The sequence below is a fragment of the Gemmatimonadaceae bacterium genome, assembly GCA_036496605.1.
Taxonomy (GTDB): Bacteria; Gemmatimonadota; Gemmatimonadetes; order Gemmatimonadales; family Gemmatimonadaceae; genus AG2.
The window spans coordinates 80380-93149 of the sequence record DASXKV010000035.1; the positions used below are offsets into that span (position 1 = coordinate 80380).

Genomic DNA, 12770 nt, shown 5'->3' on the forward strand with positions numbered 1-12770 from the left:
ACTCCCTGGATCCTGGGCCTCTACCCACCTCTCGCCTCGGAGAACGATCCATGTCCCGTTTTGCTCGGCTATTCGGCCTGGCATTGCTTGCGTGCGCTGCGCCCGACAAACGGACAGCCGATACGAGCGGAACGCCACCCAATCCACCGCCCGTCACCACCAACGGCCACGACTGGCCGACGTTCAATGTCGACGCTGCACGCAGCGGCAACTTTGATTCGACGACGGGAATCACGGCGGCGAACGTCTCCACGTTGAAGCGGCAACAGGTCGCGATCGACGGCACGGTCGACGCCTCCGCCATCTACCTGCACAACGTCCAGGTGAATGGCGCGGCGCACGACGTCTTCTTCCTAACGACGACGTACGGCAAAACCCTGGCGATCGACGCCAATGACGGAACGATTCTCTGGCGATTCACACCCTCGAGCTACAGTCAGCTCGCGGGTTCGGCGCGCATCACGAACGTCACGCCCGTCGCGGATCCGAATCGCAGCGCGATCTACACTGCGTCGCCCGATGGCAATGTCGAGAAGCTGGCCGTCGCCGATGGGCACGCGCTCTGGAGCACCTCGATCACGTCGTTCGCCCAGCGCGAGAAGATTGCGTCCCCCCTCAATTACTCGAACGGCCACATCATCGCCGTGACCGCCGGGTACATCGGCGATGCACCGCCGTATCAGGGTCACGTCAGCGTGCTCGACGCCTCGAGTGGGCAGCTGTCGCACACCTGGAACTCGTTATGCAGCGACCGCGCGGGGCTGATCGATCCCTCATCGTGTGCGCAGAGCGGATCCGCGATCTGGGGGCGCGCCGGCGCCGTCGTCGACGCGAACGGCAACATCTACATCGCGACGGGGAATGGCCGCTGGGATGGCGCAACCAACTGGGGCGACGCGGTCGTCGAGCTCGACCCGCTCGCCACGCGCATGCTCGCGAACTACACGCCCACGAATACCGCGAATCTCGAGGCGGGAGATACCGATGTTGGCTCGACGTCGCCGGTGTTGCTCGACGCGACGCACGTCGCGCAAGGCGGCAAGGATGGCACCATTCGCGTCCTCGATCTCCAGACGCTGTCCGGGACGACCGCTCACAAGGGTGGGGAATCGCAGACGGTCGGCACGCCATCGGGCCGCCAACTCTTCACGGCACCGGCGGTCCTGCACCAAGGCGGAACGACCTGGCTGTTCGCCGCGGATGGTGGGGCGACCGCGGCGTGGACGTACGGCGCCGGCAGCCTAACGGCGGCGTGGAATAATGCGCACGCGGGCACGAGTCCCATCGTCGCCAGTGGTCTGCTTTTCGTCTACGATCCGGGCGGCACGGTGCGCGTGTACGATCCAACCAGCGGACGAGAGATCGCCGATCTCGCGTGCGGAAGTGGGCATTGGAACAGCCCGATCGTCGCCGACGGACGAATTGCGCTGCCGGAAGGGAGCGCAAACTCACACGCCACCTCGGGCATATTCAACATCTGGCGATTGCCGTAGGTCCAGGTCGTCAGCTCACCCTCTATCGTCGCGCTTCCGAGCTATCTAGCTTGCCGCGATGGCGCGGACGCTCATGATTGGCACGCGCTCATTTTCGGCCTTTGCAAGGAGACGACGCAGCATGACGACGCGGCTCGAAAAAACCATAAAGCGTGAGCTTGAACTGGACGGACGCCTCTACACCGTGTCGGTAGGACCAGACGGCGTGAAGGTGACGGAGAAGGGACATCGCAAAGGACAGGAGTTGTCCTGGCGCGCCATCGTCAGCGGCGATGCATCGCTCCACCAGGATCTCAACGTTTCCGTCGACGCGACTGGCACAGAAGAGGACTAACTGCGGCGCGATCGAGTGCTCGCCAGCACCATTCGGGCGCGCGCGTCGCGCGATTACACTAGTCGTCCGCGCCGAGCGCCGCCCTTGCGCGGCGTTCCGTTCGCAGGTCCAGCTCGAGTTGCTGATCGTCCTCGTCAGGCAAATCCATCTCCAGCTGGACCATCCGCTGGCGGTGCTGCAGCATCCTGATGGGTGCGCGCAAGCTGGCACGCGGTGAGTTGACGATCGCGAGCGCCTCCGCGCGCACGTCGCCTGGGAGCTGCGTTGCCAGCCCGTGCTCGAGCAGCTCGCGGACCCGCGCCTGATCGCGCCGCATCGCGGCGCGATACACTTGATCGAGATACTCGAGAAGGATACTCATCACCGAGGTTTGCCTCACGAGTTACTCGCGCCGCGCCGCTTCCTTTCGCGGTCGCGTCACGCGCGAAACAGCGCGCGCGTTCTCGAGCTCGTCCACATACCACTTCAGCGGGATCTCGAGGTCTGACATTTCGTCCGCTGCCTCGGCGACGGCGAACTGCCGCTCGAGCCAGAGGACGAGACGGACGATGTAATCGCGCTCCAGCGCGCGCATCATCGAGAGGAGCGCGCAATAGCCGGCGGGTGCCGACTCGCCCAGCCGTCGCTCGTAGCGATTGATGACCGCGGCCAGGTCAGCCGTGTCGAGCCAGGTGGCTTGCGACCATCGCGGGTCGGTCACGCGAGCGAATGGCTCCGTCGTCGTCCAGAGTTGCGACCGTCCACGCTTGATCCAATCCTCGGCCTCGGCGACACTCACGATGTTGGGCGCATCTCCACCGCGTGGGCCGGCGACACGCCAGGTGTACTCGTCTCGAACGGCAAGGGAGACGTCGCTCGGCACGCCGAGCGCACTCAGCGCCTCGTCGTCTTCATCGACACTCGCTCCGACGAGCAGTGGCGGAAGATGCTCATCGCGCGGCAATGCCGGATGCGCGTAGAGCCACCATGTGCCACCGCGCACGCGGCACTCCACGAACGCGTGCACGACGCACCGCCACGCCGGCTCGATCGGTAGCTCGTTAGGCATCGCCGAGAAGTCGTCGTGGATCGTTCGCGCGGCGCATCCCCTCGCGCCAGAGGTCGCCGGTCTCGCGAAGGCGCGCGCTCATCGATTCGATCGTGAAGTCGCGCGGGTCGAGCGACGGCGTGAGCTCGCTCCAGCGCAGCGGTGTCGAGACGGTCGCATCCGGCGTCGCTCGCGCCGAGTAGACGCTCGCGACCGTCTTGCCGCGAATGTTCTGGAGGAAATCGACGTATACCGCGCTCGTTGGGCGCGACTGAACCCAGCGCGTGACCGTCGTCTCGCGAGGATGTCGCTCGGCGACGCGCGTTGCAACGATCTCGGCGACGAGACGCGCCGTTTCGTTAGGCGTGCCAGCCACGAGGGGAAGTACGATGTGGATACCGGACGAACCCGAGGTCTTGGGTACCCCGTGCAAGCCGAGCCGCTCCAGCTCTTCGCCAACCCAGAGCGCGACGTCGACCACGCGCCGGAAGGACGCGCGCGGTCCCGGATCCAGATCCACGATGGCGTAATCGGCAGATCCAACCGACTGCACCTTCGAGTGCCACGGATCGATCGAGATCGCCCCGAGTTGAACGATGTAGAGCAGTGTCGTGAGATTCCCGCCGATCAGTCGCTGCTGCGTTTTGAGCCCTTCGTCCTCGACCGATTCGACCCGCACGCCGGGCGGCGGAGCTTCCGGAGCACGCTGTTGGTAAAACGACTGATCGCCGATACCATGCGGAAAGCGCTTCATGACGAGCGCTCGGTCGGTAATCGCTGGCAACAGGAAGGGCGAGACGCTGGCATAGTACGCCATGAGATCGCCCTTGGTGTAGCCGCGCTTCGGGAAGAAAGGCTTGTCGAGATTGGAAACCTCGAGGCGTTCATCGCCGCCGAGGTTGAGCGTCCCGGGTTCGCCGGCCTCCTCGAGCTCCGCGATGGCACCAATGAGATCGCGAATACGAGAGCCGGAGAGTGGGCGCGCGCTCGCGCGGGGTCGTGGCCGGCGTGGCCGTGAACGCCGGTTGACCGATGAAAAAACGCTCATCATGCCGACGCTCGCGCGCGCGTCCTCGTGCGCGTCGGGCGACGTTCACCGGCGCGTTTCGCGGCGGTCACGCCGGCCGACACGGGCTCGCGTCGGACCGACTGGGGATCCTTGTCCTCGCGAGTGCCGAGAAAGATCGGTTGGCGCAGCTTCCCGTCCGACGTCCACTCGTTGAACTTCACCTCGACGACGACGCGCGGCCGAACCCAGTGGGCTCGCTCGTTCGTCCGTGGTTCCTTCACGAATGGACTCGTCTTGCGCTCGAGCGCGTGGAGCTGTCGATACATCGCACCGAGCGAGGCACGCGAGAATCCGCCGCCAGTGTGTCCCGCATACACGAGATGGCCCGAGTCGTCGTAATAGCCAAGCAGAATGGCGCCGAGGTGCTGACGCGAATTCCGCGGCTCGGTGTATCCACCAACGACGAATTCCTGGCGCTGTTCCACTTTGAGCTTGAGCCAGGCGCGCGATCGCCTGCCCGGCTCATAGATCGCGTCTTTGCGCTTCGCGATCACACCTTCCCATCCGCGCGCGCGCGCCTGGGCGAGCAGTTTTGTGGGATCTCCGGACAGGGAATCGCTGATGCGCAGCACGTGCGGCACCGGGGGGATCAACAACTGGAGCAGATGCGCTCGCCGCACGTGCTGCGCCTCATTCATCAGCGTTTCGTCACCATCCAGAAGAACATCGAAAACGACATACGCGACGGGAGTGTCGCCGCGCCGCGCCGCAATGTGCGCGCGGTCGGTCGCGTGCATTCGCCCCTGCAACTGCTGAAATCGGGCGGGTGCGTCACCATCGAGAGCGACGAGCTCACCGTCGAGTACGAAAGGTTTCTTGCGCGCGCGAGACAGACCCGCGAGCGCATCGACAATCTCGGGAAACTGAGTCGTCTTGGAATTACCGTTACGGCTGAGGAGGGACACCGAGCCATCCGCCACGAAAGCAAGGATGCGAATGCCGTCGTACTTCGGCTCGAATGTCCACTCCTCGCCGTTAGGTATTTCCTCGCCGACACTGGCCAGCATCGGCGCCAGTGCGCGGCCGATCGTCGTTGGGCGCGTTGCGTGCGCGCGCGCCGTTCCGGAAGCAATCGTTCGTCTGGTTCGCCGTACCTGTCGTTCGGACCGATTGCTGTGCCATACGCGCTTCGCCTCCGCGGCGATACGTTCCATCGGCCGACCGGTGGCGACGGAGGTCGTCACGTTTGCCGCGATGTCGGAGCCGCGCTCGGCATGTTCGTCGTCGCGCTTGATCAACAGCCACTTCGGCTTGCTCTCCGTCGCATCGTTCGCGCGAGTGCGCACCAGCGAGAAGACGCCGTGCAATCGTTCACCGAACAACCGCACCGTTAGGCGACCGCGATGAAATGCCTGGCGCAACGCACGCTCGGCGTCGGCGCCTTCGGCCAGATCCGCGGGCTCGAACGTGCCGCGATCCCAGAGCATCACCGTACCGCCGCCGTACTCGCCATCCGGGATGACACCTTCGAAGGTGTTGTACTCGATTGGATGATCCTCGACCTCGACGGCGAGACGGCGCGCGGCCGGGTCGAGACTCGGTCCCTTGGGCACCGCCCAGCTTCTCATGACGCCGCCGAGCTCGAGGCGGAGGTCGTAGTGCAGATGACTCGCGGCGTGCTTCTGGATCACGAAGGCGAGCGCACGGCCCAGCCGAGGGACAATGACTCCACCGCGCGGTTCGGCGGTGACGCGAAAGTCGCGTTTCTCTCGATATGCGTTGAGCTTCCGTCCAATCGCGGCCGGTGTCGTCATCGATGAGCGTTAGGCGGTCTTGCGACGCGTGCGGGCGCGTGAATGACGTCGCCCTTCGGGCGTCTTTTCGCCGCCGCGCGCGCGGGCTTTTCCCTGCGACAGACTCTCCTGCAAACGGGCCATCAGGTCCACGACAGGCGTCGCCTCCAGCTCCTCCGGCTCCGCCACCTCCACCTTCTTGCCCTTGAGCTTCGCCTTGATGATGCGCATCAAGTTGTTGCGATAATCATCCTCGTACTTCGAGGCGTCGAACGATTCCGTGAGATTGCCGATGAGTTGCTCGGCCATCTGCAATTCCTGTGGTCGAACGGCCTCCGACGACGGAAACGAATAGGTGTTCGTATTTACTAATTCATCGCCGAAGCGCATGATCTCGAGCACCATCGCATCGCCGATGACTTTGAGGCCGGCGAGATGGTGCGAGTTCGACCGCATCGTGATCTTGCCGACGCCGACGGTGCCGGTGTTCCGAATCGCCTCACGCAGGAGCGCGTAGGGCTTCTCGCCACCTTTCGCCGGCAACACGTAATAGGGCGTCTCGAAATACCGCGGATCGATTTCGTCGGTGGCGACGAAGTCGAGAATCTCGAACACCTTCGAGGATTCGAGTGCGGCGGCCTTGAAATCGTCGTCGGTCATTTCGACGAAGCGACCTTTCGCATATTCGTAACCTTTGACGATATCGTCCCAGGGGACCGTCTTGCCATCCTTCTGGCAAACGCGCTCGTAACGTATGGGCGAATGATCGCTGCTATGCAATAAGCGAAAACTCACACGCTCGCCCGCGCGAATAGCGGAGTAGAGCTGGACGGGAATATTCACAAGTCCGAAACTCAGCGCGCCCTTCCAGATCGGTCGCATGATCGTGTTGTACCCGTCGCGTGTTTGAGGGGAGCCGTTAGAAGGGCAACTCCGATGCTATCAACACGCAATGCACATTCGCTGTGGAAAGGCGCAAAGTTCTCCACGTGTGCACCAGTGGAGGAGCGAGTTCTCAACAGACAATCCACAGGAGTTGCGCGTTCTTGAATCACCGATTCGCCGTCTCGTCACTCGGCGCTTCGCTTTTTCACATCCGTTGCGCGTCGAGGCCGTGGGGAAAAAAGGTTCTCAAGACTCTTCCACATGCGATATCAACACGAAGCGACGACTGGTTCAGCGTGAATTCATCACGAGTTACGACGTTCTCGACAGTTTTCCACAATTGCTATCCACATAAAACACAATCACTTAGCATCGTTTTTCCTATTGCGCGCCGAAATCGGTTCTTCTAGGTTCACCTCCCCAACGTCATATCGACGTCCCCACCGCACGATTCGTTCGTACTTACCGCCCTCTTCCCACCACCTTCCCATGCACCTCGTTTCCTGCGCTCGGCCGAACGAGCCTCTCGAGGACGCTCCCTGCTCGTCGCTCACGATCGATGCGGCCAAGGGCGCGTGGACCGGCTACTGGTCGACGATGGATGAAGGCTACTACGCCCGCTGCCAACACCCGGATGGCAGCGAGGAGTGGTTCCGGATGTACGAGGAAGGCATCGGCATCCGCGCCACGCCGCTCGGATCCGTTGCCGCCATTCCCGCCGCGCCGATGCGCTCGTCGCATCAGGGCGTTGGAATGGACGACACGACGCGCGCCCGTGCGAGGCGCCGCGTTATGCTCCTATTGGCGCGCTCGACGAGCGCGCGAGGCATCCTTGTTGGAAGTGCGCGGCCGAAATCGCGCTAATGCACGCGGCCGTCTCGCTCGCCCTCGGGCAGCAGCTCGAGTTGCGGCGTGCGTTGTTGGATGACGCACGCGGCCGATTCGTACAGCCACTCCAGCGCGGGCAGGATCTGCATGTCGCCCGAGGTCGCCGAGCGGGCGAGCGACAACGCGACGTAGACGCGCTGGGTCACGTCGTTAGGCGCGCCGTGCAAGCGGTACAGCAGGAGCTCCGTTGCCGCTTCGGTGAGATGGAAGAGCGCGAACAGATAGAACCGCATCCGCATCTCTTCGGATTCGTCGAAGCTGGCGAGCAGCTCGCGCTCGCGCATTGCTCGCTCTTCGCGGATCGTCGCGACGAGCTCCATCGCGCGCTCAAGCCCCGACGGGCCGGATCCGCTCAGCACTTCGGTCCAGAGCTCCACGTTGCGCCGCAAGAGCAAGAGGTCCCAGCGGAGCTCACCGTCGTCGCCGGGAAACAGTCGCCGGCGATGCGCCGCGAGCCAGGGGCGAACGGCTTCAGATTGGCCGGCCACATGCGCAAGCGCGACGACGAACAGCACTCGATAGAGAGCGCCGATCTCGTCATCGAAATCGATCGGTGCCGCCGCGAGCAGCCCGAATGCCCGACTGGCGCCAGCACGAAGATAGGCGCGCCGATCGGCGAGCTCGTTCGGCTTGGCGACAGCGAATGGACTGCCGAGACCATCGAGGTCGAGCCGCTCGCGTGCGGCGATGTCGAACGCGCTCGCCAGCGCCAGCAGATCTTCGGTCGCCGGTTGCGGCCGTTGCGGCGCGGCCCCGCTGCGCAATGCGCGCAGCGAATCGTCGGCGTACCCAATGAGGGACGTGCGCTGTTCGCCACCGAACGTGGAGACAGCCCAGTGCTCCTCGAGCACGACCAACGGGTCGTTCACGGACGCCATGAATGTCATACTGGGCGAAGAGTGCTTTTCTTCCGGCCAGAGGTGCACTTCCACAGTACGTCGCGTGCAGCCGATGCACGAGGTGCTCCGGCCACGCGGGCTCATTTCAATCCTTCTACGCAGAGACTAGGACGCGTGAGTCACGGCTCGGTCACAATGCCCGGGTTACGGCACTCGGCCGGGCTTGAGGAATATCGCAATGGGATTTGAACCGAATGCTCGACGACGGCTTCGGTTGGTAGCTGCCACGGCCACGGATCCCCTGCTTGCCCATGAACTGGTTGGCGCTCTCGAGGAAGACACGATGTCGCAGGTACCGAGCGTGGACCTGGCACGCGCGATCGCGCGCTGCCCTCATTGCCGTTCCGCACAAGGCAGCACGAGCTGTCGGGAGGGGCTCTGTGAGGTCCACCGCGCACGCTGGAATCTCGAGGCATGCATGCACACCGATTCCGATCAGGAAGTGATGATCGAGACCCATCTCGAGTCGCTTCTGCGGCAAGCCCTCGGGAGTGAGGACGGTGGGACCGAGTTTCTTGCCGCGTATCAGCGCCAGGCAACGGCGCTCGAAGCGGTGTGGGAAGCGCATCGTCGCGGCGCGGTTCAGCTCCCGCAGTCGGTGGCTGACAAAGTCGAGCTCGCGCGAACGACGCCGCCTCGCTTCCTTCGCGGCGGCACCTTCGATACCATCCGAGCGCGCTAGTTCCCCCAGGTCGGTCAGCTCAAACACCCGCTACGGGGTTCGCCATGACCGCGCGCCTCGCGTCGCGTGTCCGACAATCGCTCGTGCTTGTCGCCCTCGTTGCACCACTCGCAACCGGTGCTGCACAGGTCACTGGCGCCGATCACTGGCTGGTCGCCAGCGACGAGCCTGGCAACCGACTCGTTTTGGTGTCGCTCGCCACGGGCCAGGTCGAGGGGACTATTCCGGTCGGCGCGCGACCCCGAGGAATGGCGAAGAGTCCCGACGGCCGGCGGGTATTCGTCGCCCTGGGAAATGATGACGCCGTTGCGGTCGTCGACATCGCGTCACGCCACGTCGTGCGCACACTCGCCGTCGGCAAGGATCCAGAGCAGGTCGCGGTGGATCCTGACGCGACGACAGTCTTCGTGTCGAACGAGGAGATCGCCAAGGCGAGCGCCGTCGATGTCGCGAGCCGCCGCACGCGATTTACCGCGGACGTGGGGAAGGAGCCCGAAGGTGTGGCGGTAGCGCCTAACGGGCGAAAGGTATACGTTACCGGCGAATCGGATTCCAGTGTTACCGTGCTCGATGCGTCCACCGGGCGTCGCCTAACGTCATTCATGGTCGGGTCACGCCCGCGCTTCGTCGTGTTCACTCGCGATGGATCACGCGCGTTCGTGAGCGCCGAGAACGGCGGGACCGTGACCTACGTCGACGCGAAGACGGACACCGTCGAGCGCGCCGTCACGATCGGCGACCGAACGACCAAGCCGACTGGTCTCGCCCTCTCTCCGGATGAGAAAACACTCTATGTCGCCAACGGCCGGTCGAACGAGGTGGTCATGATCGACGTCCCGTCGCATTCGGTCGTCGCATCGGTCGCCGTGGGAGAACGGCCCTGGGGGATCGCGCTCAGCCGCGACGGGCGGACGCTTTACACCGCCAACGGGCGATCGGGCTCCGTCTCGGTCATCGATGTCGCCTCGCGCCGCGTCACGTCGACACTCACCGTCGGCGGCAGGCCATACACGGTGCTGCTCGTCCCGTAGGCGCACTTCACAACTCGAAACGACACGATGCTCTGGCGAGCGTTGCTGGTGCTCGTTCCCGTGTCCCTGGCGCTGGCCGCGTTCAGCGCTGTTCCGCGCACGGTCGTTTTCGTCTCGGCGCTGCTCGCCATCGTTCCATTGGCCGAGTGGGTCAGGCGAGCGACGGAGCAGGTGGCGGCGCGTGCCGGCAGCGCGATCGGTGGCTTGCTGAACGTGTCCTTCGGCAATGCGCCCGAGCTCATCCTCGCGCTCTTCGTACTTCACGCCGGGCACGTCGACGTCGTCAAGGCGCAGATCACCGGATCCCTGATCGGGAACAGCCTCCTGGGATTGGGCCTCGCCATCGTCGCCGGTAGCTTCGGACACGACACCCAGCGCTTCAATCGCGAGCGGGCGGGTCTGCTTTCGAGTTTACTCATCCTCGTCACGATCGCCGTCCTGCTGCCGGCGCTCTTCGACTACACGGAGCGCGGCGTGCTGCGCAATCCGGATTCGGCGCTGCTCGACGAGCGACTCAGTCTGGGCGTCGCCGTCGTGCTCATCCTCGTGTACATCGCGAATCTCGTGTACACGTTGGTGACGCATCGGGACGTGTTCGCGCAATCGCCGACGCCAGACGAGCCGTCCAATCCTGGACTGACGACGCCGTGGTCACTGAGCCGGTCGCTGCTCACCCTTGGCGGCGCGACGGCGCTCACCGCAGTCGAGGCGGAGCTCGTCTCCAACACCGTCGAGGCGACGGCGACGCGTCTGGGCCTAACGCCCTTCTTTCTCGGTGTCGTCCTCCTCGCCATCGTCGGCAATGCGGCCGAGTACATATCCGCCGTGTATTTTGCCCGGCGCGGCCGCATGGGATTGGTCGTCGGTATCACCGTTGGCTCGACGATTCAGGTCGGTCTGCTCGTTGCGCCGCTCCTCGTGATCTTCTCGTACTTCGTTGGCCACCGGATGAATCTTGTCTTCAGCAATCCGATCGAGCTGATCGCGATTGCCGGCGCCGCGTTCATCGTCAATTCGATCGCGCAAGACGGCGAGACCACGTGGTTCGAAGGCGTGTTGCTGCTCGCCGTGTATCTACTGTTTGCGCTGGCCTTCCTTCTCGTGACGGACTAGCATTCGCGGTTCAGTATGACGTCGCGCTCTGGCGTGAGAGGTCACGATGCGAAAGATCAATCTCTCGGAGAAATTCGCGGCATTCGAAGATCACTGGAGCCCGAAGGTCATCGGTGATCTCAACGGCCAGCAGGTGAAGCTCGCGAAGTTCCAGGGGCCATTCATGTGGCACCATCACGAGAATGAAGACGAGCTCTTTCTCGTGCACCGCGGCCGCTTTCGCATGGAGCTGCGCGACGAAGTGATCGAGCTGGGTCCGGGCGATCTCCTTATCGCGCCGCGCGGCGTCGAGCACCGGCCGATGGCCGACGAGGAGGTCGAGGTGTTGCTCTTCGAGCCAGCGTCGACGTTGAACACCGGCAATGTGCAGAATGAGCGTACACTCAACGATCTCGCGCGGCTCTGATCGATCGAACATGGAGGCGCCCGTCGTGCTCGGCGACGATCTCATGTCGCTGCGGCTGGCGACGGCTGCTGACGCGCGCATGCTTGCACGTGCCGCGGCGGCGTTCTTCGTCGATACGTTCGGCACGACGAACAGCCGCGAAGACATGGAGAGTTACGTCGCGACGACGTTCTCCGAGGCGCGACAGCGTGCCGAGCTGAGCGACGCTGATAACCGCGTGTGGTTGGCGACGATTGGCGACGACGTCGCCGGCTACGCCCACGTCAGGCGCAGCGCAGCGCCCACGGGTATCTCCAGCGCGCGGACTCGCGCGGTCGAGATCGCGCGCATCTACGCCGGACGTCGATGGCACGGGCACGGGCTCGGTGCAGCGCTCATGCAGGCGTGCATCGCGACGGCGAAAGAATGGGGAGGCGACGTCCTCTGGCTCGGCGTCTGGGAGCGCAACCCTCGGGCGATTGCGTTCTACGAGAAGAACGGCTTTCAAGTCGTCGGCGAGCAGCCGTTTCTGCTTGGCGCAGATCTTCAACGCGACCTCGTGATGGCGCGTCGCCTAACGAATGACCACTGAGCCGGCGCAGCGGTGCGGCTGGCCGCGCTCGGAGCTCGACATTCTCTATCACGATCGCGAGTGGGGCGTGCCAGAGCACGACGATCGCGCGCTCTTCGAGCTCCTCACGCTCGAAGGCGCGCAGGCCGGTCTCAGTTGGTCCACGATCCTCAGGAAACGCGATGCCTATCGAGAAGCGTTCGCGAATTTCGACGCGACGCGCGTTGCGCGCTTTAGACCGGTTCGCGTGGAGAAGCTCCTGTCGAACCCCGGCATTGTTCGCAACCGACTCAAGATCGAGAGCACGATCACGAACGCCCGCGCCTTCCTCCGTGTCGTGAAGGAGGAGGGGTCCTTTGACCGCCATCTCTGGCGTTTCGTCGGTGGAAAGCCGCTCATCAACGACCGGCGTCGTCATGGCGAGATTCCCGCTCGAACGCCGGAGTCGGACGCGCTGAGCGCCGATCTGAAAAAGCGTGGGTTTCGTTTTGTCGGTTCGACAATCTGCTACGCTTTCATGCAAGCGGCCGGACTGGTGAACGACCACACCGTCGACTGCTTCCGATATCGCGAGCTCTCGGGCGAAATGGCCGCGTCGAACAGCACAGCCAGTCGCGACCGCCTCGGTGGCGAGCGCGGGCGTTAAGCCCCCCACTGGCA

The 12770-nt window shown here is 64.1% G+C and carries 15 protein-coding genes; 9 read left to right on the plus strand and 6 right to left on the minus strand.

Features of this window, described 5'->3' with window-relative positions:
* Positions 1 to 50: 50 nt before the first annotated feature.
* Both VGH98_14025 and VGH98_14030 read left to right on the plus strand, forming a co-directional pair.
* Positions 51 to 1493, plus strand: a complete 1443-nt coding sequence (locus VGH98_14025; protein HEY2377088.1) for a PQQ-binding-like beta-propeller repeat protein — start codon at positions 51 to 53, stop codon at positions 1491 to 1493.
* Between the two features lie 121 nt (positions 1494 to 1614).
* Complete coding sequence (locus tag VGH98_14030) at positions 1615 to 1827, plus strand: hypothetical protein (GenBank protein ID HEY2377089.1); 213 nt, start codon at positions 1615 to 1617, stop codon at positions 1825 to 1827.
* 58 nt (positions 1828 to 1885) lie between these two features.
* Here VGH98_14030 and VGH98_14035 read toward each other — a convergent pair whose 3' ends face one another.
* From VGH98_14035 to VGH98_14055, 5 genes are read right to left on the minus strand one after another with little or no spacing between them, the layout of a single operon-like run.
* On the minus strand, positions 1886 to 2188 hold the full coding sequence (locus VGH98_14035; protein ID HEY2377090.1) for a hypothetical protein: 303 nt from the start codon (positions 2186 to 2188) through the stop codon (positions 1886 to 1888).
* Positions 2189 to 2209: 21 nt separating this feature from the next.
* Positions 2210 to 2875, minus strand: coding sequence for a hypothetical protein (locus VGH98_14040; protein HEY2377091.1), 666 nt, complete (start codon positions 2873 to 2875; stop codon positions 2210 to 2212).
* Positions 2868 to 3905, minus strand: a complete 1038-nt coding sequence (locus tag VGH98_14045) for a hypothetical protein (protein ID HEY2377092.1) — start codon at positions 3903 to 3905, stop codon at positions 2868 to 2870. The genes VGH98_14040 and VGH98_14045 overlap by 8 nt, the downstream gene beginning before the upstream one ends.
* Complete coding sequence (ligD, locus tag VGH98_14050) at positions 3902 to 5677, minus strand: non-homologous end-joining DNA ligase (GenBank protein ID HEY2377093.1); 1776 nt, start codon at positions 5675 to 5677, stop codon at positions 3902 to 3904. Before ligD ends, VGH98_14045 begins: the two co-directional genes overlap by 4 nt.
* A 9-nt stretch (positions 5678 to 5686) precedes the next feature.
* The gene (locus VGH98_14055) at positions 5687 to 6538 is read right to left on the minus strand and encodes a Ku protein (protein ID HEY2377094.1); all 852 of its coding nucleotides are present in this window, start codon (positions 6536 to 6538) and stop codon (positions 5687 to 5689) included.
* A gap of 492 nt (positions 6539 to 7030) precedes the next feature.
* Here VGH98_14055 and VGH98_14060 point away from each other — a divergent pair, with 492 nt between their 5' ends.
* The gene (locus tag VGH98_14060; GenBank protein ID HEY2377095.1) at positions 7031 to 7405 is read left to right on the plus strand and encodes a hypothetical protein; all 375 of its coding nucleotides are present in this window, start codon (positions 7031 to 7033) and stop codon (positions 7403 to 7405) included.
* On the opposite strand, the gene VGH98_14065 is transcribed toward VGH98_14060, so the two are convergent.
* Positions 7402 to 8307 carry a hypothetical protein gene (locus VGH98_14065; protein HEY2377096.1) on the minus strand — a complete coding sequence of 302 codons (906 nt, stop codon included), beginning with the start codon at positions 8305 to 8307 and terminating at the stop codon, positions 7402 to 7404. The two genes, VGH98_14060 and VGH98_14065, sit on opposite strands and share 4 nt — an antisense overlap.
* A 439-nt stretch (positions 8308 to 8746) precedes the next feature.
* On the opposite strand from VGH98_14065, the gene VGH98_14070 reads away from it, so the two are divergent.
* Genes VGH98_14070 through VGH98_14095 form a run of 6 tightly spaced genes read left to right on the plus strand, consistent with a single transcriptional unit; the run spans position 8747 to position 12756 of the window.
* Positions 8747 to 9010, plus strand: coding sequence for a hypothetical protein (locus VGH98_14070; protein ID HEY2377097.1), 264 nt, complete (start codon positions 8747 to 8749; stop codon positions 9008 to 9010).
* Positions 9011 to 9054: 44 nt separating this feature from the next.
* Entirely contained in the window at positions 9055 to 10041 is a 987-nt protein-coding gene (locus VGH98_14075) for a beta-propeller fold lactonase family protein (protein HEY2377098.1), read from the plus strand.
* Positions 10042 to 10068: 27 nt separating this feature from the next.
* Positions 10069 to 11154, plus strand: coding sequence for a calcium/proton exchanger (cax, locus tag VGH98_14080; protein HEY2377099.1), 1086 nt, complete (start codon positions 10069 to 10071; stop codon positions 11152 to 11154).
* Positions 11155 to 11200: 46 nt separating this feature from the next.
* Positions 11201 to 11560, plus strand: a complete 360-nt coding sequence (locus VGH98_14085) for a cupin domain-containing protein (protein ID HEY2377100.1) — start codon at positions 11201 to 11203, stop codon at positions 11558 to 11560.
* A complete protein-coding gene (locus VGH98_14090) occupies positions 11526 to 12131 on the plus strand; it encodes a GNAT family N-acetyltransferase (protein ID HEY2377101.1) in 606 nt (201 codons plus the stop codon). The genes VGH98_14085 and VGH98_14090 overlap by 35 nt, the downstream gene beginning before the upstream one ends.
* Positions 12121 to 12756 carry a DNA-3-methyladenine glycosylase I gene (locus VGH98_14095; protein HEY2377102.1) on the plus strand — a complete coding sequence of 212 codons (636 nt, stop codon included), beginning with the start codon at positions 12121 to 12123 and terminating at the stop codon, positions 12754 to 12756. Before VGH98_14090 ends, VGH98_14095 begins: the two co-directional genes overlap by 11 nt.
* Positions 12757 to 12770 lie beyond the last annotated feature (14 nt).